This is a genomic window from Limnobaculum parvum, from assembly GCF_003096015.2.
In the GTDB taxonomy this organism is placed as follows: Bacteria; Pseudomonadota; Gammaproteobacteria; order Enterobacterales; family Enterobacteriaceae; genus Limnobaculum; species Limnobaculum parvum.
Map to the genome: position 1 here is coordinate 3,287,434 of NZ_CP029185.2, position 20,067 is coordinate 3,307,500.

The 20,067-nt window shown below is 45.2% G+C and carries 12 protein-coding genes, 2 rRNA genes, 1 pseudogene and 1 riboswitch (1 of these 16 only partly in view); of the genes and pseudogenes, 5 read left to right on the forward strand and 10 right to left on the reverse strand.

What is annotated here, in order from left to right; all coding sequences use genetic code 11:
* Positions 1–87: 87 nt before the first annotated feature.
* The 6 genes from HYN51_RS13750 to HYN51_RS13775 form a co-directional block, all read right to left on the reverse strand.
* On the reverse strand, positions 88–1,578 hold the full coding sequence (locus HYN51_RS13750; protein WP_108900544.1) for a tryptophan 7-halogenase: 1,491 nt from the start codon (positions 1,576–1,578) through the stop codon (positions 88–90).
* Positions 1,579–1,936: 358 nt separating this feature from the next.
* The gene (gene ubiA, locus HYN51_RS13755; protein WP_230514069.1) at positions 1,937–2,752 is read right to left on the reverse strand and encodes a 4-hydroxybenzoate octaprenyltransferase; all 816 of its coding nucleotides are present in this window, start codon (positions 2,750–2,752) and stop codon (positions 1,937–1,939) included.
* 48 nt (positions 2,753–2,800) lie between these two features.
* Complete coding sequence (gene ubiC / locus HYN51_RS13760; protein WP_407936353.1) at positions 2,801–3,304, reverse strand: chorismate lyase; 504 nt, start codon at positions 3,302–3,304, stop codon at positions 2,801–2,803.
* Positions 3,305–3,451: 147 nt separating this feature from the next.
* Positions 3,452–3,862, reverse strand: a complete 411-nt coding sequence (gene psiE / locus HYN51_RS13765; protein ID WP_108900546.1) for a phosphate-starvation-inducible protein PsiE — start codon at positions 3,860–3,862, stop codon at positions 3,452–3,454.
* Positions 3,863–3,925: 63 nt separating this feature from the next.
* On the reverse strand, positions 3,926–5,569 hold the full coding sequence (pgi, locus tag HYN51_RS13770; RefSeq protein ID WP_108900547.1) for a glucose-6-phosphate isomerase: 1,644 nt from the start codon (positions 5,567–5,569) through the stop codon (positions 3,926–3,928).
* Positions 5,570–5,789: 220 nt separating this feature from the next.
* Positions 5,790–6,695 (reverse strand): LysR family transcriptional regulator, encoded by a 906-nt coding sequence (locus tag HYN51_RS13775; RefSeq protein ID WP_108900548.1) that lies wholly within the window; start codon positions 6,693–6,695, stop codon positions 5,790–5,792.
* Between the two features lie 145 nt (positions 6,696–6,840).
* Between HYN51_RS13775 and HYN51_RS13780 the strand changes: the two genes are divergently transcribed.
* From HYN51_RS13780 to HYN51_RS13795, 4 genes are all read left to right on the forward strand, one after another.
* Positions 6,841–7,287 carry a nuclear transport factor 2 family protein gene (locus tag HYN51_RS13780; RefSeq protein WP_108900549.1) on the forward strand — a complete coding sequence of 149 codons (447 nt, stop codon included), beginning with the start codon at positions 6,841–6,843 and terminating at the stop codon, positions 7,285–7,287.
* 26 nt (positions 7,288–7,313) lie between these two features.
* Entirely contained in the window at positions 7,314–7,949 is a 636-nt protein-coding gene (locus HYN51_RS13785) for an NAD(P)-dependent oxidoreductase (RefSeq protein WP_108900550.1), read from the forward strand.
* 304 nt (positions 7,950–8,253) lie between these two features.
* A riboswitch (Lysine riboswitch) is annotated at positions 8,254–8,513 on the forward strand.
* 115 nt (positions 8,514–8,628) lie between these two features.
* Entirely contained in the window at positions 8,629–9,978 is a 1,350-nt protein-coding gene (gene lysC, locus HYN51_RS13790; protein ID WP_108900551.1) for a lysine-sensitive aspartokinase 3, read from the forward strand.
* A 235-nt stretch (positions 9,979–10,213) separates the two neighbouring features.
* A complete protein-coding gene (locus HYN51_RS13795) occupies positions 10,214–11,668 on the forward strand; it encodes a DASS family sodium-coupled anion symporter (protein ID WP_108900552.1) in 1,455 nt (484 codons plus the stop codon).
* Positions 11,669–11,839: 171 nt separating this feature from the next.
* Here HYN51_RS13795 and metH read toward each other — a convergent pair whose 3' ends face one another.
* Both metH and metA read right to left on the reverse strand, forming a co-directional pair.
* Complete coding sequence (gene metH, locus HYN51_RS13800; RefSeq protein WP_108900553.1) at positions 11,840–15,520, reverse strand: methionine synthase; 3,681 nt, start codon at positions 15,518–15,520, stop codon at positions 11,840–11,842.
* A 103-nt stretch (positions 15,521–15,623) separates the two neighbouring features.
* Complete coding sequence (gene metA, locus HYN51_RS13805; RefSeq protein ID WP_108900554.1) at positions 15,624–16,553, reverse strand: homoserine O-acetyltransferase MetA; 930 nt, start codon at positions 16,551–16,553, stop codon at positions 15,624–15,626.
* Between the two features lie 214 nt (positions 16,554–16,767).
* On the opposite strand from metA, the pseudogene HYN51_RS13810 reads away from it, so the two are divergent.
* Positions 16,768–17,064, forward strand: a pseudogene (locus tag HYN51_RS13810) (molybdopterin dinucleotide binding domain-containing protein); the annotation flags it as partial.
* A gap of 272 nt (positions 17,065–17,336) precedes the next feature.
* Here HYN51_RS13810 and rrf read toward each other — a convergent pair.
* Positions 17,337–17,452: ribosomal RNA gene (gene rrf / locus HYN51_RS13815) — 5S ribosomal RNA — on the reverse strand.
* A 122-nt stretch (positions 17,453–17,574) separates the two neighbouring features.
* Positions 17,575–20,067, reverse strand: a 23S ribosomal RNA gene (locus tag HYN51_RS13820); it runs 413 nt beyond the window's last position.

Genomic DNA, 20,067 nt, shown 5'->3' on the forward strand with positions numbered 1-20,067 from the left:
ACGGGCACCCAGTTCACCGTCTGAATGAGTGCCACAAAAAAGCCTGCTAATCAGCAGGCTTTTTTTCGTTCTATAGATAAGGCAATATTACCAGCCCTTCTCTTGGACCTTCTTAACGAAATCCAGCGCTTTCTGTTGCTTATCTTTAGACAACCACAGTAAGTCCATACCTGCTGCACTTACCGGTACCAGCCCTAAAGGAACCGCAACCGACATCCAGTTAACCGGATGGAAGATACCGCCCCAGCCATTGATAGCGTAGTTTTCTACGTCAATCAGGTGAGGTGTACGTTCCTGAATGCATTTTCTGAATTCAGCATAACGATCCGTCATTGGCGATTTATTGACTTCTTGCCACAGCGGGGTATCGTTGCGAGTACAGTCATAGTGCATACGCAGGAAGTCACGAATACCGTGCCATGACGCCAGATTAGCTTCGTTATATTCACGAATACTGTTCTCAGAGATGATGCCTTGGCTTGATACCAGCACGCGCTCAAAGTTACGTAACTGTTCGATCATCTGACCAATTGAAGTTGCTTCCAACGGCTCAACAAAACCGGAAGAGAGGCCCAGAGACATAACGTTCTTAATCCACACTTGCTCATAGCAGCCTGGATCGAAGCGAATCGTTTTATGAGGCTCAATTTCAAATCCGAGATACTTCTGAATCTCATCAATGGCGTCGGCTTCACTTTTATGTTTGCTGCTGAATACATAACCAGCACCAACGCGCGTAGATAGAGGAATCTGCCACATCCAACCAGCATCCATAGTGATTGCCCGAGTAATCAGCATTGGATTTTTATTTGGATGAGGCATATAGAATGGAATTGCGCTATCCATCAACAGATAGTCTTTAAAGGTCTGCCAACGGGCACCAGGCATTTTTGCCATTACCTGACGAGTCAGGCCACTGGAGTCGATCAGGAAGTCGAGCTCAACTTCACCTTTCTCAGTGATGAGCTTGGTAACCAGTCCTTCTTCATTACGAACGAAATCTTTAACCAGTACATCTTCATGAACCACACCACGAGACAGTGCCACTTTCTTCATGTATTTGGCAATTTTGTAACTGTCGAAGTGGAAAGAAGTCACCAGATCGGTACGATCTTCGTCTACTGCCTTAATCGCCTCTTCCATTGATGCATTATTTTTAATCAGTTGGAAACCGCGAATCCATGACTCTAGCGGTACACCCTGATTAATTAATGCAGAATAATATGGCAGGAAACCACCCTCAACCCACTGGGCGCCTTCACCGCGAGCAGAGGTAAACAGATGGTAGAATTTATCATCAGCTTTACCCGTACGCCAACCTTCATAACTGAAACCCCACTTAAAAGTAGCATCGGTCTCTGCCATAAACTCTTTTATGTCGATCTGGTTACGCAGTAGCGCATCATGAATATTCAGCAGTCCACCTTCACCAACGCCAACAATACCAATCTGGCTGGATTCAATAACCCGAACTTCCACATTAGCACTAAAAATACGGCGTAACGTCAGCGCTGCAAACCATCCTGCTGTTCCACCACCGAGAATAACGATGCGCTTTGGCGTTCTCAAATTTAACATCAGTAACCTCTTTCATTTTATGTTTGATACAACTGTTATGATGAGTCGATACTTTAAACAACTCGCCTAATGACTGTTATTTTAAGCTATCTATGTTCTACAAAAGAAATAAGAATAAGCAATAAATCAAAATGAAAAACTAACTTATTTGCGATATAAGAACATAAATAGCGAAAGAAAGAATAAAGCAATATTTCCTTAGCTTGCTAACGGGGAAACTCGAGGAGGGAATAGCATAATATGTTGTCTTATATTACGTACGTTCATCCCTGAACCCACTGTTAACACCGGCTTGCATGCTAACAGCGTTTAATATTTAGATACATATCATAAATCAAATTTTTACCAGTTAAGACAATTAGGTGCTCACCAAGAACCCGATAAAAATCATCAAACCAACATAATTATTATTCATAAATGCCCGGAAGCATTTATCTCTTTCTCTCAGAGAAATAAGATTCTGTTGATAAATAAATAGCACACTGGCTAATAACAGAAACCAGTAAAAAGAAGAGGCTAAATTATTTAAATAACCTATCCAGCATAATATGAGTACGGTCCCTAATTGAAGCAGGCCAATAATCAGTTTGTCATAACGCCCAAAAAGAATAGCGGTTGATTTAATTCCGATTTTCAAATCATCATTACGATCGACCATGGCATATTGCGTATCGTATGCTACGGTCCAGCATATATTGGCAAGTAATAGCAACCAGCAGCTAAGTGGTAATGCATCACTGACAGCGGCATAAGCCATCGGTATTGACCAGCCAAATGCCATTCCCAAAATGACCTGAGGCAAATGGGTAAACCGTTTCATAAAGGGATAAATCCAGGCCAGGATCACTGCTGCAACAGAAAGTAAAATCGTCAACCGGTTTAGTGTTAAAACTAATAAGAATGAGATAGTCACTAGCGACAAAAACAGCACCTTACTTTCTTTCTCTGTTACGGTGCCGCTTGGTAGCGGACGGTTACGGGTACGTTCAACATGTCCGTCAAAATGACGATCGGCAAAATCATTAATCACACAGCCAGCCGCACGCATCAGAAATACACCGATGATAAAGATAATCAGAATATAAACGTTCGGCGTTTCCTTCCCAGCAAGCCAGAGCGCCCAAAGCGTAGGCCAGAGCAACAACAAAGCCCCGATGGGTTTATTGATACGCATCAAACGGCAGTAAGCCAGCCATTTGCCTTCAGTCACATTTTCCCCCAATTAATATAACGGTGATGACGGTAGAAAAATCTCCGTCAATAGCAGAGGTTTACCCGACAGACGCAAGCGGGAACGCCGCCCCCACAAACTATCGTGTAAAGATACCTGAATATAATCCCGCTCAAGTGCGGTCTGACTGAACAGATAATGCCCCAGTGGGGTATCGCCCAGTCCAATCAGCCTTTGTTCCGGGCCACTGAGAGTCATTTCTGGAATAACGGTACGCGCCCATATCCACGGAATAGTATCACCAAACAAAAAGACTTCACGCACCCAGTAGCGTGTATCTATAGGTAATTCCTGTTGCTCTTTGCCGAGTGAAGAGGCAGAAACATATCCTTCAAATAAGGGTTTGACCGTCACGTTGCGGCAAAAGCGCTCGCAGCGGCTAGTCATGGAATTTTCTTCCAATAGCCACTCTGCTACAGGTTTACTTAACGAATTATTTTGCGCCGAATACCAATCTCGTGTTTTCCAATTTGGTATCAATAGCGCTTCACTCATCATCGTAACACCCTAAAATAGTAAAGCCAGCGAACTAAAAAACCATAAAAATGGAGGGCATTGTAACGTAAAATAGCCCTCTGCAAACAGCGAAGGTTTTATTCCTGAACTATTTTTTAACATTACGTCAATAAAATTGATGAATTTTTACTCACGCTTTAATCGATCGGTATTAGCCAAGTAAAGTGCCACAACTAAAACCAAAATTGCGCCAGAATAGATAAAAGTATCCATTGGATCTTTATGGTCAACAATGATCAAGCGGATGATGGCCGTAATACCAATGTAGATAAAGTAGCGGAGAGGAAAGTGATAGCCTGACTGAAAATACTTAATGATCAAGGCAATAAATTCAAAGTAGAGAAAATAGATAACAATGCCTTCAATCAATAAGTAGCTGGATGATTGAGAGGTATTAACAAACAGCATCTGAATCAGGGCATAAGTCTCTTTACCAAGAAACACGATCAGAATTACCGCCAGCAATAGCAGGCCAAAATTCAGAACCGTTTGCAGTATGCGTGCTACCAGTGCCGCACGTTTAATATTTTCCAGCATGGTTCTCCCCTGTTTTTGCAATTGAGCAGGGGTAATCCCCCCTGCTCATGTGGCTCTGGCTGTTTAACGCCACTGCTTAAAGGTATTAATTAATCCATTGGTAGAAGAGTCATGGCTGGACACCGCCTGACTGTCGGCCAACTCCGGCAGGATACGGTTAGCAAGCTGCTTGCCCAGTTCAACACCCCACTGATCAAAGCTGAAGATATTCATGATGACACCCTGTGTGAAAATCTTGTGTTCATACAGGGCAATCAGCGCCCCCAGACTATATGGGGTAATCTCTTTCAATAAAATGGAGTTGGTTGGGCGATTGCCCTCAAAAACTTTAAAAGGAACAATCTGTTCAAAATCTTCTGGCTTCTGACCTGACTTAATAAATTCAGCCCGTACTTCTTCAGCACCTTTACCGAAAGCTAGCGCTTCTGTCTGGGCAAAGAAGTTAGATAGCAGTTTTGAGTGATGATCGCCTAATGGGTTATGGCTGTGGGCTGGCGCAATAAAATCACATGGGATCAGCTTGGTTCCCTGATGAATCAACTGATAGAAAGCATGCTGCCCATTAGTGCCCGGTTCGCCCCAAATGATAGGACCCGTTTGATAGCTCACCGCTTTACCGTTACGGTCAACATATTTACCATTAGACTCCATATTTCCCTGTTGGAAATAGGCGGCAAAACGGTGCATATACTGATCGTAAGGCAGAATAGCCTCCGTCTCTGCACCATAAAAGTTGTTATACCATAGACCAATCAGAGCCAATGTTACCGGTAGGTTTTTCTCCACTGGTATATCTGCAAAGTGACGGTCCATAGCGTGCGCACCGCTAAGTAACTTCTCAAAATTATCAAAACCAACAGAAAGTGCAATCGACAGGCCAATAGCAGACCACAGTGAATAACGCCCACCAACCCAGTCCCAAAACTCAAACATATTGGCGGTATCAATACCAAACTCAGCCACCGCTTTAGCATTGGTGGAAAGTGCCGCAAAGTGTTTAGCCACATCAGCCGGTTTCCCCGCACTCAGGAACCAGTCACGAGCCGTATGGGCGTTAGTCATGGTTTCTTGAGTTGTGAAGGTTTTGGAGGCAATCAGAAACAGCGTGGTTTCAGGATTTAACGTTTTAATGGTTTCCGCAATATGGGTAGCATCAACATTAGAGACAAAATGCATATTCAGGTGATTTTTATAGGGACGCAGCGCCTCTGTCACCATATAAGGTCCTAAATCTGAACCACCAATACCGACATTGACCACATCAGTAATGGCTTTACCGGTAAAACCTTTCCATTCACCGCTGATGATGCGAGCACAGAAAGATTTCATTTTAGCTAATACTGCATTCACCTCAGGCATCACATCTTTGCCATCAACCAGAATCGGGGTATTAGATCGATTGCGTAATGCAACATGAAGTACCGCACGATCTTCGGTACGGTTAATCTTCTCACCGCTGAACATCGATTTTATCGCGCCGGAAAGGTCGGACTCTTTTGCCAGATTGCGCAGAAGCGCCAATGTTGTCTCGGTGATACGGTTTTTGGAGTAATCAATCAACATCTGATTATCAAATGTCGATGAAAAATGTTCAAAACGCTGCTTATCCTGCATAAATAGATCACTAATAGTGACCTTTTTCATCTCATCAAAATGCTTTTCAAGTGCCTGCCACGCTACCGTTTCCATGGGATTAATACTTTTCATCATTGGGCCCTTATACATGAAATCAAGACAAAGATTAGGTTGTTTATACCCTGTCAGCCTGTAGTTAATTAATGTCACAAAGCTAATGTCGCTAAGATAACTATCATCCATTACCAACTAGACATTTTCTATTATCATCGCTGACAGGATTCAGCAAAATATTTTCTCTCTAAATTATAGGCATAAATACAGATCGTATACCTATTATTACTATTGGCAATTATTTCCAAAAGTTGTCTGACTTAAACCGTTCATCCAGAAAGGTTAACAACGTGCGTAATGCCGCTGACATATAGCTGCGTGACGTATAGATGGCATAGATGGTCATTGGCTCCACCTCATACTTAGTCAGGATAGCCTCAAGCCGCCCACTGGACAGCTCATTTCTGACTAAATAGGATGGTAACAGCGTAATACCAACGCCAGCTATTGATGCATCCTTTAGTGCCAGCGCTTCATTAGCACTGATACGCCCTTTTACCGGGATTTTAATCAGTTCACCGCTCTCTTCGGTTGAGCGGTAAGTCCAAGTATGAGCACCAAACTTGGCATGAGTCAGACAAACATGTCGTGATAAGTCTTCAGGTCTCTGAGGGCGTCCCATCTTATCCAGATAGTTCGGTGAAGCGCAGGTGACAGAATAGCAGGTTCCCAACGGACGAGCGATTATCCCCTGTTCCAGCGTATTGGTAATGCGGATAGCTAAATCAATACGCTCATCCACTAGGTTCACCGCGCGATCCAGCAATTGGATATCGATAGTTACCTGAGGATAAAGTAAAGAATACTCGGCAATCAAATTAGCCAGATAGGACTGACTAAAAGACTGGCTGCAGGTGATGCGTAATGTTCCCTTAGGAACAGAAGCGTGATCATGGCGTGCCGCCATCATTTTTTCCTGAATTTGCAGCATCTGACGACAGTCAATGAGTGCCAACTCTCCAGCAGAGGTCAAACTAAGGCTCCGAGTGGAACGATGTAACACCCGTATACCTAGCCAACGTTCCAGTTCAGCCAGATAGCGGGAAGCCTTCGCTCGGGATAACCCCAATCGCTCAGCCGCTGCCGTCAGGCTCCCACGATCTACTGATTCAACAAACACCTGCATGGCGGTTAATCGATCCATTTATTCGCTCAATTTATGCAATAGTTTGTCATTGAATACTCTATTTTTAAAACAATAGAAAGCGATTAAAGTTTTCCCTGTGCGATTCTACACATTGAATCACCAACCTAATGCTTATCGACAATACTCTGGAGCCCTATCATAAATGAGAACAAAACTACTTTTTAGCCTGCTGTTACTCGCTCTGCCGTTTACTGGTTATGCAAAAACTGATAGCCAGCAAACGTTAAACAAACAAACGGTGATTGAGTTTTATCAACTGGCGATCAACAAAAAAGATGCTGAAGCCGCAGTGAAATATTTAGGACCAACTTACACTCAACATAACCCTCTAGCACAAGATGGCATTGAAGGATTGAAGAACTACATTGCCTATCTGAAGAAGGAACGTCCTCAAACGCATAATGAAATCAAACAAGTTTTTACTGATGGCGACTACGTGATACTACACGTCAAGAGTACTCAATATCCTGATGATATAGGACTGGCTATCATCGATATTTTTAAACTGAAAGATGAAAAAATCATTGAGCATTGGGATGTTATACAACCAATCCCAACAGCAGCAGCCAACAATAATGGCATGTTTTGAACCCTATTCTGACAGGAAAAAGCATAATGAAAATTGCAATTATTGGTGCCAGCGGTAAAGCCGGACAAAAAATCTTGGCGGAAGCCCTGAGCAGAAAACATCAGGTTACAGCCATTGTCCGTAACGCAGGCAAAATAAGTGATCAATCAGTCGCGGTACTGGAAAAGGATATTTTTGATCTGACCGCCGCTGATTTAAAACCTTTTGACACAGTAGTGGATGCATTCAATGCTTCAGCCGGCCATGAAGACCTGCACCAAAGCTCGCTGGTTCATCTGAGAAAAATTCTCTCTGACAACCCAAATACCCGTTTGCTAGTGGTCGGTGGTGCCAGCAGCTTATATCTTGATGAACAGCTAACGCAGCGCCTTATTGACTCCCCAGATTTTCCTGACGCATACAGAGCAACAGCCAGCAACATGGGAGAGGCATTCCTAGCGTTGAAGAAAGCAAACGACATCAACTGGACCTATATCAGCCCATCGGCCATGTTTGTTCCCGAGGGTAAACGCACCGGCAGTTATAATATCGGCAGCGAGCGATTAATGGTTAATAGTACCGGAGAGAGCACCATCAGCTATGCTGACTATGCCATTGCCATGCTGGATGAGATCGAACAAGGCAAGCATATTCGTCAACGTTTTACCGTCGTCGAAAAATAAAACCCTCGTCAGATATCACCAACTCTCTAATGAGCCGATAGCAAATTGATATCGGCTCACTTTCACCACAGTTTGTCATCACGTTAATTTATTGGTTAAAAAATAATTATTATAAAAATAAGCTAAAACTTAGCGTCTAATATCGAAAAATGAGTTACCTATAACGTATTCCCCTCCTGTATAAAAGCAAAACCAAGCAAACCTCGGCTCTTCTGTTAAAGAAATAAAAAACAAACACATAAACACCATTGACACTGACTCGATAACCCGCTATTTCTTAAAGCCTACTTGTGTATCCCATACACAAGCCAGAAGAGGCGCGTCGTTCAGGTAAAGTGTTTGAGGATCCGGAATCCAGCAAAAACACTCTAGGGGATACGACGCCGAGGCAGCGCTCAAACCGGACAACAGCGCTGTCGACCACAAGGGCTGAATCCCTTGGGTTGTCACCAATGTTACCCGCAGACATATTGTGGGAATAAGGGTCTTTAACGTGGAATTATCGTGCAGGAAGTTTCAGCACAATCACTTAAGACTCTGGCAAGGTGGGGCGCTTCTGGGTGTATCGTAGTGTTTCCCTCCTACGTCTGCTCCCTGTTTACCGCGCTTCCTTTGTGCCAAGGCTGATGAATTTAAGGGCTATCAATTAGCTCCACCTGACACGAGGAATTATTGAGTTATGTCTAATATTGTTGTTGCTAAATTTGGTGGTACCAGCGTTGCTGACAGCATCGCGATGAATAGTTCTGCCGATGTTGTGCTCTCAAATCCCGAAGTAAAAGTCGTGGTATTATCGGCTTCAGCCGGCGTTACTAACCTGCTAGTTGCTCTGGCTGAAGGTTGTAATCTGGATCTTCGTACAGAAAAGATTGAGCAGATACGCCACATCCAGTATCAAATTCTTAATACCCTGCCTGATTCAGAGGTGGTGCGTGAAGAAATCGACCGCATGCTGGAAAATATCACTACCCTTTCTGAAGCGGCCAGTCTGGCAACCTCAGCAGCGTTAACCGATGAGCTCGTTAGCCACGGCGAACTGATGTCTACCCTGCTGTTTGTTGAGCTGCTAAGAAGTAGAAACGTCAATGCTGAGTGGTTTGATGTACGTAACGTAATGAAAACCAACGATCGCTTTGGCAAAGCAGAACCTGACGTTCAAGCACTGTGCGCGTTGAGCGAGCAGCACCTGCAACCGCGTCTGGCAAATGCTCTAGTCATCACACAAGGGTTTATCGGCAGTGAATCTCGCGGACGCACCACCACATTAGGACGAGGTGGTAGTGACTATACCGCCGCGCTGCTGGGCGAAGCGCTAAATGCGAAGCGCGTTGATATCTGGACGGATGTTCCCGGTATTTATACCACTGACCCTCGGGTTGTTCCTAATGCCAAGCGTATTGATGAAATCGGCTTTGAAGAAGCGGCCGAAATGGCAACCTTCGGCGCGAAAATTCTGCATCCTGCAACGTTGATCCCAGCAGTACGCAGAGATATTCCCGTGTTTGTGGGTTCAAGTAAAGATGTGGCTGCGGGTGGTACCTTGGTGTGCAACAAAACCAACCAGCCTCCGCTTTTCCGGGCGTTGGCACTGCGCCGTAAGCAAACATTGTTAACATTGCATAGCCTCAATATGTTACATGCTCGTGGCTTTCTGGCGGAAATATTTAATATTCTGGCTAGCCATAATATCTCTGTAGATTTAATCACTACGTCAGAAGTCAGTATCGCTCTGACGCTAGATACAGCAGGATCATCTACTTGTGGCACCAGCCTTCTCACCAGTGCATTATTAACGGAACTATCGGCATTATGTCGAGTGGAAGTTGAAGAGAATCTGGCATTAGTCGCCCTGATTGGTAACGAACTGGCAAAAGCCCGTGGCGTAGGAAAAGAAGTATTTGGCGTGCTGGAACCCTTTAATATCCGAATGATTTCTTACGGAGCAAGTAGCCATAACCTGTGTCTTCTGGTACCGGGAGATGATGCTGAACACGTGGTTAAAACACTACACCATAACTTGTTTGAATAACGTTATATGATGGTCCATTTTATCAATAATCATTTCTAAAAAAGAGGCTTAGGCCTCTTTTTTATTGCCCAGAATACTAAATATTTGGTATTGAATTATTTAATAATATATTATTACGCGATGTAATAAATAAAATAGTATTCTATTTATACAATAGTTTTTCCGATAGTTTCCTTTATTTTCTTAATTTCAACGTATGGACATTTACTTCTCTGATATAGAGTAGGGATAGCTTGTGAAAGAAAAAACATCTTCTCCGGTCAATTGGTTACCGTTGATTATTATAGTTATTTGTGCCGCTATTCTCTGGAATATTACCCCGCCAGAGGGTTTAACCCTTCCGGCATGGCACTCCGCCATTGTTTTTGTGGCAACCATTGCTTGTATTGTGGCTAAAGTGTTGCCAATTGGTGCCGTTGGACTGATTGGTATTACTGTTTTTGCGCTAACCTATGCATCAGGTGCGACTACCGCGGTTGAATCTATTACAACCGCATTGAGCGATTTGAACAGCTCTCTAATCTGGCTGATTGTCGTCGCCTTCATGATTGCCAGAGGTTTTATTAAAACCGGGCTCGGAAGACGTATTGCATTACAAATGATCCGCCTGTTAGGTAAAAGAACGTTAGGTCTAGCTTATGGGCTGGCTGTTGCCGATCTCATTCTTTCCCCTGCTATGCCAAGCAATACCGCACGCTGCGGTGGCGTTATCTATCCTATCGCGGACTCTCTGGCTCGTAGTTTTAACTCCAATCCTGAAGATCAATCTCGCAATAAAATCGGTACGTTCCTGATTACCTGTATTGGTAATGTGAATGACGTAACGGCAGCCATGTTTATGACCGCCTATACCGGCAACCTGCTGGCGGTGAAACTGGCCGCGAATGCGGATGTTCACTTAACTTGGGGTAGCTGGTTTGTCGCGGCAATCGTCCCTTGTCTGGCTTCGCTAATTATTGTTCCGCTATTGGTTTACTGGCTGACCAAACCTGAAATCAAACATACCCCAGATGCGCCTATTCTCGCTAAAACCGAGCTGGAGAAAATGGGTAAAATGAGCCGCAGTGAGTGGATTATGACCGCCACTGTCGTACTGTTACTGATTCTGTGGATTTTTGGCGATAAGTTGGGTGTTGACCCGACAGCGGCCTCTTTCGTTGGCCTTTCATTCTTACTGTTGACCGGGGTTCTCACTTGGGAAGATGTGAAAAGTGAAAAAGGCGCCTGGGACACTCTGATATGGTTTGCTGCGCTATTAATGATGGCTAACCAATTAAAAAAACTTGGCTTTACCACTTGGTTTGGTAACCTGATTGGCGATCACATTGGCACCGCTATGGGGGATAGCAGTTGGATTTTAATCCTGTTGCTGCTTAACGCTGCCTATTTTTACACTCACTACTTCTTCGCCAGTGGGAATGCTCAAATAGCGGCTTTATACGCGGTCTTCCTTAGCGTTGGTATTAATCTGCATATTCCTGCCTTACCTATGGCACTCATGTTAGCCTTTACTAGCAGCCTGTATTGCTCTCTGACACAATACTCCCACGCCCGTGGTCCAATTCTGTTTGGTGCCGGATATGTTCCTACCGGAACGTGGTGGAGAGTTGGTTTTGTGGTCAGTATTGTCAATCAGGCAATTTTCCTGACACTCGGCTTGATTTGGTGGAAAACGTTAGGGCTGTATTAATACATTAATACTTTCAGAAATTAGCATTAATAGAGGCCATATTTTATTAATATGGCCTCTATTATTTATACAGTGCCTGCTTTTCTTTTCTCAAGTACGTCAGAGATCAATATACTTTCCACCATAGTGACAGTAAAAATCATATTTTTTATTGGCTAAATCAATGTGTTATTAATCAGCATCATATCCCAAATTTGGCGCCAACCAACGTTCCACCGCGGTTAGGCTTAAATTCTTACGTACGGCATAATCTTCGGCTTGATCGCGCTGAATTTGAGCAACAGCAAAATACTTACTTTCTGGGTGGCTGAAATACCAGCCAGATACTGATGCGCCAGGCCACATAGCATAAGACTCTGTCAGCTTCATGCCTATTTTCTCTTCAACATTCAGCAATTGCCAAATAGCTGCTTTTTCAGTGTGTTCGGGGCAAGCAGCATAACCAGGGGCCGGTCGAATACCCTGATAATTTTCCCTAATTAACTCTTCATTCGTCAGGTTTTCACCCTTGGCATATCCCCAGATGTCTTTACGTACTTGCTCATGGAGATATTCAGCAAACCCCTCGGCCAGACGGTCTGCCAGAGCTTTAATCATGATCTTATTATAATCATCATGTGCAGCGTCATAAGCATCCGCCAAAGTATCCTCTTCCAAACCGCCAGTTACCGCGAATGCTCCCAAATAATCCGCTTTTCCACTTTGCTTTGGTGCAACAAAGTCTGCCAAGCAATAGTTAGGAAAATCCGTTTTTTCGGTCTGCTGACGAAGATGATGACTGACATTAATAACCTGCTGGCGAGTTTCATCAGCATAAATCTCAACATCATCACCAACCCGATTGGCCGGAAAAATTCCCATAATGCCTTTTGGGGTTAGTGAACAATTTTGAGAAAGTTTATCCAGCAGCTCATTGGCATCATCAAACAAACGTTTAGCCTCTTCACCAACAACGTCATCCTCCAGAATGCGCGGGTATTTTCCCGCCAGCGACCAAGTCATAAAGAATGGTGTCCAATCAATATAATTTCTTAAGGTCTCAATAGAGACTTCTACTTGGCGAACCCCCAAATGTTTAGCGACCGGAGGAGTATAATTATCCCAATCGCACTCCCACCCGTTATCTCTAGCAGCCTGCAAGCTAACGGGGGCTGTTCTCGGCTTTTTCCGTGCATGCTGAATCCTGACGGTTTCATACTCTTTACGGGTACGCTCAACAAAACCCTCCCGCTGTATATTGGAAAGCAACGCAGAACAGACACCTACGCTACGAGAAGCATTTTGCACATAGACCGTTGGGCCACTGTAGTTTTGCTCAATTTTAACCGCCGTATGAGCTTTCGAAGTGGTCGCACCGCCAATCAACAGTGGCAGAGAGAACCCCTGACGTTCCATCTCTTTAGCCACATTGACCATCTCATCCAGAGAAGGAGTAATCAGGCCAGAGAGACCAATAATATCCACATTCTCTTCTCTGGCGGTTTTTAAAATCTTTTCGGTTGGTACCATGACGCCTAAATCGATAATTTCATAGTTGTTACATTGCAATACCACACCAACAATGTTCTTACCGATATCGTGAACATCCCCTTTCACCGTCGCCAGTAATATTTTACCGGCAGCTGATCCTTGTTGTTTGCTGGCTTCAATGTAGGGTTCCAGATACGCTACCGCTTGCTTCATGACTCGCGCTGATTTTACGACCTGCGGCAAAAACATTTTACCTTCACCAAATAGATCGCCGACGATATTCATACCGCTCATCAGCGGCCCTTCAATCACTTCTAACGGTAAATCAACCTGCTGTCGGGCTTCTTCAGTATCTATCTCAATAAACTCAGTGATACCTTTAACCAAAGCGTATTCCAGTCGTTTTGTAACCGGCCAACCGCGCCATTCCGCCTGCTGTTTATCTGCTTCTGCATCTCCTGCACTACCCCGATATTTTTCTGCCAACGTCAGTAGACGTTCAGTACCATCAGCACGGCGATTGAGAATGACATCTTCTACTGCATCTTTTAGCTCCGCGGGTAAATCGTCATAAATGGCCAGTTGTCCTGCATTCACAATTCCCATATCCATGCCATTCTTGATGGCATGATAAAGGAACACCGCATGAATCGCTTCGCGAACGGGGTCATTACCCCTGAATGAGAAAGAAACATTAGAAACACCGCCGGAAATCAGTGCATGCGGCAATTCTGCCTTAATATCACCGCAGGCCTGAATGAAATCCACCGCATAGTTATTATGTTCTTCAATACCCGTGGCAACGGCAAAAATGTTAGGGTCAAAAATGATGTCTTCTGCCGGAAAACCAACCACCTCAGTCAAAATACGGTAAGCACGACGACATATCTCAATTTTACGCGCTCGAGTATCTGCCTGCCCATCTTCATCAAATGCCATCACTACCATTGCAGCACCATAGCGGCGAACCAGACGAGCCTGCTGAATAAACTTTTCTTCCCCTTCCTTCATGGAGATCGAGTTAACAATGCCCTTCCCCTGAATACACTTCAGACCTTTCTCGATAACGTCCCACTTAGAAGAATCAATCATAATCGGAACGCGAGCGATATCGGGTTCCCCAGCAATCAAACTGAGAAAGCGAACCATCGCTGCCTCAGCATCCAGCATGCCTTCATCCATATTGATATCAATAATCTGTGCACCGCTCTCCACCTGCTGCAGTGCAACTTCTAATGCTTCGTTATATTTTTCTTCTTTAATTAATTTCTTGAAACGGGCTGAACCAGTCACGTTGGTACGTTCACCCACATTAACGAACAGGCTATGCGCATCGATCGCCAGCGGTTCTAGGCCGGATAAGCGGCAAGCTACCGGAATTTCGGGTAGTGGGCGAGGAGTTATACTCTCCAATACCTTGCTGATGGCGGCAATATGGGCCGGAGTCGTTCCACAACATCCCCCGACAATATTAACAAATCCTGATTTAGCCCATTCTTCAATCTGAACCGCCATATCATCAGGCCCAAGATCATACTCACCAAATGCATTCGGCAGGCCTGCGTTAGGGTGAACTGAAACAAAATATTCAGAAATCCGTGAAAGCTCTGCAACATACTGGCGTAACTCATCTGGCCCCAATGCACAATTAAGACCAAAAGAGAGTGGTCTGACGTGACGTAATGAATTATAGAAAGCTTCTGTCGTCTGGCCTGACAATGTACGACCAGAGGCATCGGTAATGGTGCCGGATATCATCACCGGTAATTCGACGCCGAGTTCTTCAAAAATATCTTCCACTGCGAAAATAGCGGCTTTGGCATTCAAGGTATCAAAAATCGTCTCAATCATAATGATATCGACGCCCCCCTGAATTAATGCTCTGGTCGATTCTCTATATGCTTCTACTAATTGGTCAAAGGTAACGTTACGAAAAGCAGGATCGTTCACATTCGGTGATATAGAGGCGGTTCGATTGGTTGGCCCTAAAATACCCGCAACGTAACGTGGTTTATGTGGTGTTTTTGCCGTCCATTCATCAGCGCATAATCTAGCTAAACGGGCTCCTTCATAGTTAATCTCCGCAGAGAGTGACTCCATATGGTAATCAGCCATCGCAATAGATGTGGCATTGAAGGTATTGGTTTCAAGAATGTCAGCGCCAGCTTCAAGATAGGCATTATGAATGGCTGAGATCACCTCTGGTTTGGTCAATATCAGAAGGTCATTATTTCCTTTAAGGTCGCTTTTCCAGTCAGAAAAACGTGCTCCTCGATAGTCTTCCTCATCCAGCTTATAACTTTGGATCATGGTTCCCATTCCGCCGTCCAGAACCAGAATTCGTTTAATAAGCTGCTGATGTAGTTGTTCTGTCTTGGTCATCACATTTATCTCATTAATAAAGCGTTATGCCAGTGTGGTGGCATCAATTTTAAATCATATCGTTATAGGCTGAATTCGCCTGATATGCACAGATTATAAAAAACTAGTCCAATGTAGGATTCATCTGACGCAGATCGAATGGTGTTCTCTGATAGACAAAATAATTCAACCAATTATTAAACAATAAATAACCATGACTTCTCCAGGATGCCACCGGCACTCGTTCAGGATTATCTTCAGGGAAGTAGTTCTCAGGAATGGTAGGCTCCAGTCCGGCATCACGATCGCGGAAATACTCGGCAGACAAGGTTCCTGCATCATATTCTGGATGACCCGTAGCAAAAGCAAAGCGACGATCTTTACTGGCGAATAGATAAGCGCCAGTTTGCTCCGATTCGGCATATATTTCTAGATCGGCTTGCTGACGAATGATGTCTGATGGAAAACAGGCATAACGAGAATGCGGGGCTAAAAAGCGGTCATCAAAACCACGAGCTAAGGGTGCCAGTGGCGCAACTACGCTATGCCAATATACGCCTGACAGCTTCTCACCCATGGTCAATTTAGGAATGCCATAGAGAATATTTAGTGCTGCCTGCACAGCCCAACAAACAAAAAGGGTCGATGTCACATGAGCTTTAGCCCAACGGGTTATTTTCTCTATCTGAGTCCAGTAGGCAACATCTTTAAATTCAACCAGCCCGAGTGGCGCTCCGGTAACAATCAGCCCATCAAAGTTCTGATCTTGAATATCTTCAAAATTACAGTAGAAATTATTGAGATGCTCTGTTGGGGTATTTTTTGACTCATGGCAGTCAATTCTCAATAACTGAATATCCAACTGTAATGGCGAGTTAGATAGCAGACGCAGAAACTGATTTTCAGTTTCAATCTTCTTTGGCATTAGGTTAAGGATAAGAATTTTAAGCGGACGAATATCCTGATGGCTGGCGCGAGTCGTCGTCATCACAAACACATTCTCATCGCGTAAAACATTAACGGCAGGGAGTTCATCAGGTATACGAATTGGCATTGCTTGATCCTTAAATATCCATTTATACGTTTATACATTTAGACTTCTATACTGCTAAAGATAGCGTCTTTTTTATGCCCTGTCGAGAGGATAAAAGTATTTGGTTATATAAAATCCATCACATGAGAATTGAATTGAAAGCAAAAAGTTATTTATTGCAGATAGATAAAATTTTTAGGGGTAAAAGCTAGAATTGTTATATTCAGATGGAATGTTGGGCATTCGCGACCAACAATTGGTTTGGATCTCTTCTCGCCGGGGTAAAGTCATCAGCCGAGCTGCCGTTAGCGATCGTACGAATAAAGGCGCCGTTTATATGACCTACCAATGGTGGATTGGTGCCTGTAACAAGCTAACGCTGGATGAGCTGGACCCAATATCCAGAACGCCAGAGTTCAAACATTGTGCCGTTAAGCTCGAGGCAATTACCGATCAAAATTGGGCGGAAAGCTATGTGCAGAAAGAGTACACCGCGTTAAAAAGTCGGTTACGTCAGGCAGCAGAAGTCTAACGACTGATATTGTATGGATAAGGGCTGATTTCTCGGCCCTTTTTCTTGATCTTTTGCCCCTTCTATAAAGCAAAAAACCTCAGCCTGTCGACTGAGGTTCTTCTTAATAAAGCTTGGTAGTTTATGAACGACGCCGTCATTCGCCCTTCGGGCCAACGCTTTGCGTTGCTCAAACCTGTTTCGCCAGTTTATCCTACGCTCTCGAGTAACGAACGGTATCTGCACCAAAGCAAAAAACCCCCAGCTTTCGCTGAGGGTTTCTCTAATTTAAAGCCTGGCAGTTCCCTACTCTCGCATGGGGAAGCCCCACACTACCATCGGCGCTACGGCGTTTCACTTCTGAGTTCGGCATGGGGTCAGGTGGGACCACCGCGCTATCGCCGCCAGGCATATTCCGTTTCATGAACCGTTGCACTACGATATCGCTATCCCGCACAACCATCCATTCCAATCCTGAACATTCGCTGAAATTTAAATTCGTCTCTCTCATCAAAACACCTTCGGTGTTGTAAGGTTAAGTCTCACGGTTCATTAGTATCGGTTAGCTCAACGTATCGCTACGCTTACACACCCGACCTATCAACGTCATAGTCTTTAACGTTCCTTCAGTGGACTCAAGGTCCAAGGGAAGACTCATCTCGAGGCAAGTTTCCCGCTTAGATGCTTTCAGCGGTTATCTTTTCCGCACGTAGCTACCGGGCAATGCCATTGGCATGACAACCCGAACACCAGTGGTGCGTTCACTCCGGTCCTCTCGTACTAGGAGCAACCCCTCTCAATCTTCCAACGCCCACGGCAGATAGGGACCGAACTGTCTCACGACGTTCTAAACCCAGCTCGCGTACCACTTTAAACGGCGAACAGCCGTACCCTTGGGACCTACTTCAGCCCCAGGATGTGATGAGCCGACATCGAGGTGCCAAACACCGCCGTCGATATGAACTCTTGGGCGGTATCAGCCTGTTATCCCCGGAGTACCTTTTATCCGTTGAGCGATGGCCCTTCCATTCAGAACCACCGGATCACTATGACCTACTTTCGTACCTGCTCGAGCCGTCACTCTCGCAGTCAAGCTAGCTTATGCCATTGCACTAACCTCACGATGTCCGACCGTGATTAGCTAACCTTCGTGCTCCTCCGTTACTCTTTGGGAGGAGACCGCCCCAGTCAAACTACCCACCAGACACTGTCCTCAACCCGGATAACGGGTCAAAGTTAGAACATCAAACATTAAAGGGTGGTATTTCAAGGTTGGCTCCACGCAGACTGGCGTCCACGCTTCTAAGCCTCCCACCTATCCTACACATCAAGGCTCAATGTTCAGTGTCAAGCTATAGTAAAGGTTCACGGGGTCTTTCCGTCTTGCCGCGGGTACACAGCATCTTCACTGCGAGTTCAATTTCACTGAGTCTCGGGTGGAGACAGCCTGGCCATCATTACGCCATTCGTGCAGGTCGGAACTTACCCGACAAGGAATTTCGCTACCTTAGGACCGTTATAGTTACGGCCGCCGTTTACTGGGGCTTCGATCAAGAGCTTCGCTTACGCTAACCCCATCAATTAACCTTCCAGCACCGGGCAGGCGTCACACCGTATACGTCCACTTTCGTGTTTGCACAGTGCTGTGTTTTTAATAAACAGTTGCAGCCAGCTGGTATCTTCGACTGACTTCAGCTCCGAGAGCAAGTCTCTTCACCTAACGTCAGCGTGCCTTCTCCCGAAGTTACGGCACCATTTTGCCTAGTTCCTTCACCCGAGTTCTCTCAAGCGCCTGAGTATTCTCTACCTGACCACCTGTGTCGGTTTGGGGTACGATTTAATGTTACCTGGAGCTTAGAGGCTTTTCCTGGAAGCAGGGCATCAACTACTTCACCACCGTAGTGGCTCGTCATCACGCCTCAGTGTTAATAGTCAACCGGATTTACCTAATCGACCCACCTACACGCTTAAACCGGGACAACCGTCGCCCGGATAGCCTAGCCTTCTTCGTCCCCCCTTCGCAGTAACACCAAGTACAGGAATATTAACCTGTTTCCCATCGACTACGCCTTTCGGCCTCGCCTTAGGGGTCGACTCACCCTGCCCCGATTAACGTTGGACAGGAACCCTTGGTCTTCCGGCGAGCGGGCTTTTCACCCGCTTTATCGTTACTTATGTCAGCATTCGCACTTCTGATACCTCCACCAGACCTCACAGTCCAGCTTCACAGGCTTACAGAACGCTCCCCTACCCAACAATACTTTCATATCGCTGCCGCAGCTTCGGTGCATGGTTTAGCCCCGTTACATCTTCCGCGCAGGCCGACTCGACCAGTGAGCTATTACGCTTTCTTTAAATGATGGCTGCTTCTAAGCCAACATCCTGGCTGTCTATGCCTTCCCACATCGTTTCCCACTTAACCATGACTTTGGGACCTTAGCTGGCGGTCTGGGTTGTTTCCCTCTTCACGACGGACGTTAGCACCCGCCGTGTGTCTCCCGTGATAACATTCTTCGGTATTCGGAGTTTGCATCGAGTTGGTAATCCGGGATGGACCCCTAGTCGAAACAGTGCTCTACCCCCGAAGATGAGTTCACGAGGCGCTACCTAAATAGCTTTCGGGGAGAACCAGCTATCTCCCGGTTTGATTGGCCTTTCACCCCCAGCCACAAGTCATCCGCTAATTTTTCAACATTAGTCGGTTCGGTCCTCCAGTTAGTGTTACCCAACCTTCAACCTGCCCATGGCTAGATCACCGGGTTTCGGGTCTATACCTTGCAACTTGACGCCCAGTTAAGACTCGGTTTCCCTACGGCTCCCCTATTCGGTTAACCTTGCTACAAAATATAAGTCGCTGACCCATTATACAAAAGGTACGCAGTCACCCAACAAAGTAGGCTCCCACTGCTTGTACGTACACGGTTTCAGGTTCTATTTCACTCCCCTCGCCGGGGTTCTTTTCGCCTTTCCCTCACGGTACTGGTTCACTATCGGTCAGTCAGGAGTATTTAGCCTTGGAGGATG

Bases quoted from the DNA above. Each gene is read 5' to 3' on its own strand.
- metH (WP_108900553.1), bottom strand. From the start codon at position 15,520: ATGACCAAGACAGAACAACTACATCAGCAGCTTATTAAACGAATTCTG.
- ubiA (WP_230514069.1), bottom strand. From the start codon at position 2,752: ATGCGTATCAATAAACCCATCGGGGCTTTGTTGTTGCTCTGGCCTACG.
- HYN51_RS13785 (WP_108900550.1), top strand. From the start codon at position 7,314: ATGAAAATTGCAATTATTGGTGCCAGCGGTAAAGCCGGACAAAAAATC.
- ubiC (WP_407936353.1), bottom strand. From the start codon at position 3,304: ATGAGTGAAGCGCTATTGATACCAAATTGGAAAACACGAGATTGGTAT.
- psiE (WP_108900546.1), bottom strand. From the start codon at position 3,862: ATGCTGGAAAATATTAAACGTGCGGCACTGGTAGCACGCATACTGCAA.
- HYN51_RS13775 (WP_108900548.1), bottom strand. From the start codon at position 6,695: ATGGATCGATTAACCGCCATGCAGGTGTTTGTTGAATCAGTAGATCGT.
- pgi (WP_108900547.1), bottom strand. From the start codon at position 5,569: ATGAAAAGTATTAATCCCATGGAAACGGTAGCGTGGCAGGCACTTGAA.
- lysC (WP_108900551.1), top strand. From the start codon at position 8,629: ATGTCTAATATTGTTGTTGCTAAATTTGGTGGTACCAGCGTTGCTGAC.
- metA (WP_108900554.1), bottom strand. From the start codon at position 16,553: ATGCCAATTCGTATACCTGATGAACTCCCTGCCGTTAATGTTTTACGC.
- HYN51_RS13780 (WP_108900549.1), top strand. From the start codon at position 6,841: ATGAGAACAAAACTACTTTTTAGCCTGCTGTTACTCGCTCTGCCGTTT.
- HYN51_RS13750 (WP_108900544.1), bottom strand. From the start codon at position 1,578: ATGTTAAATTTGAGAACGCCAAAGCGCATCGTTATTCTCGGTGGTGGA.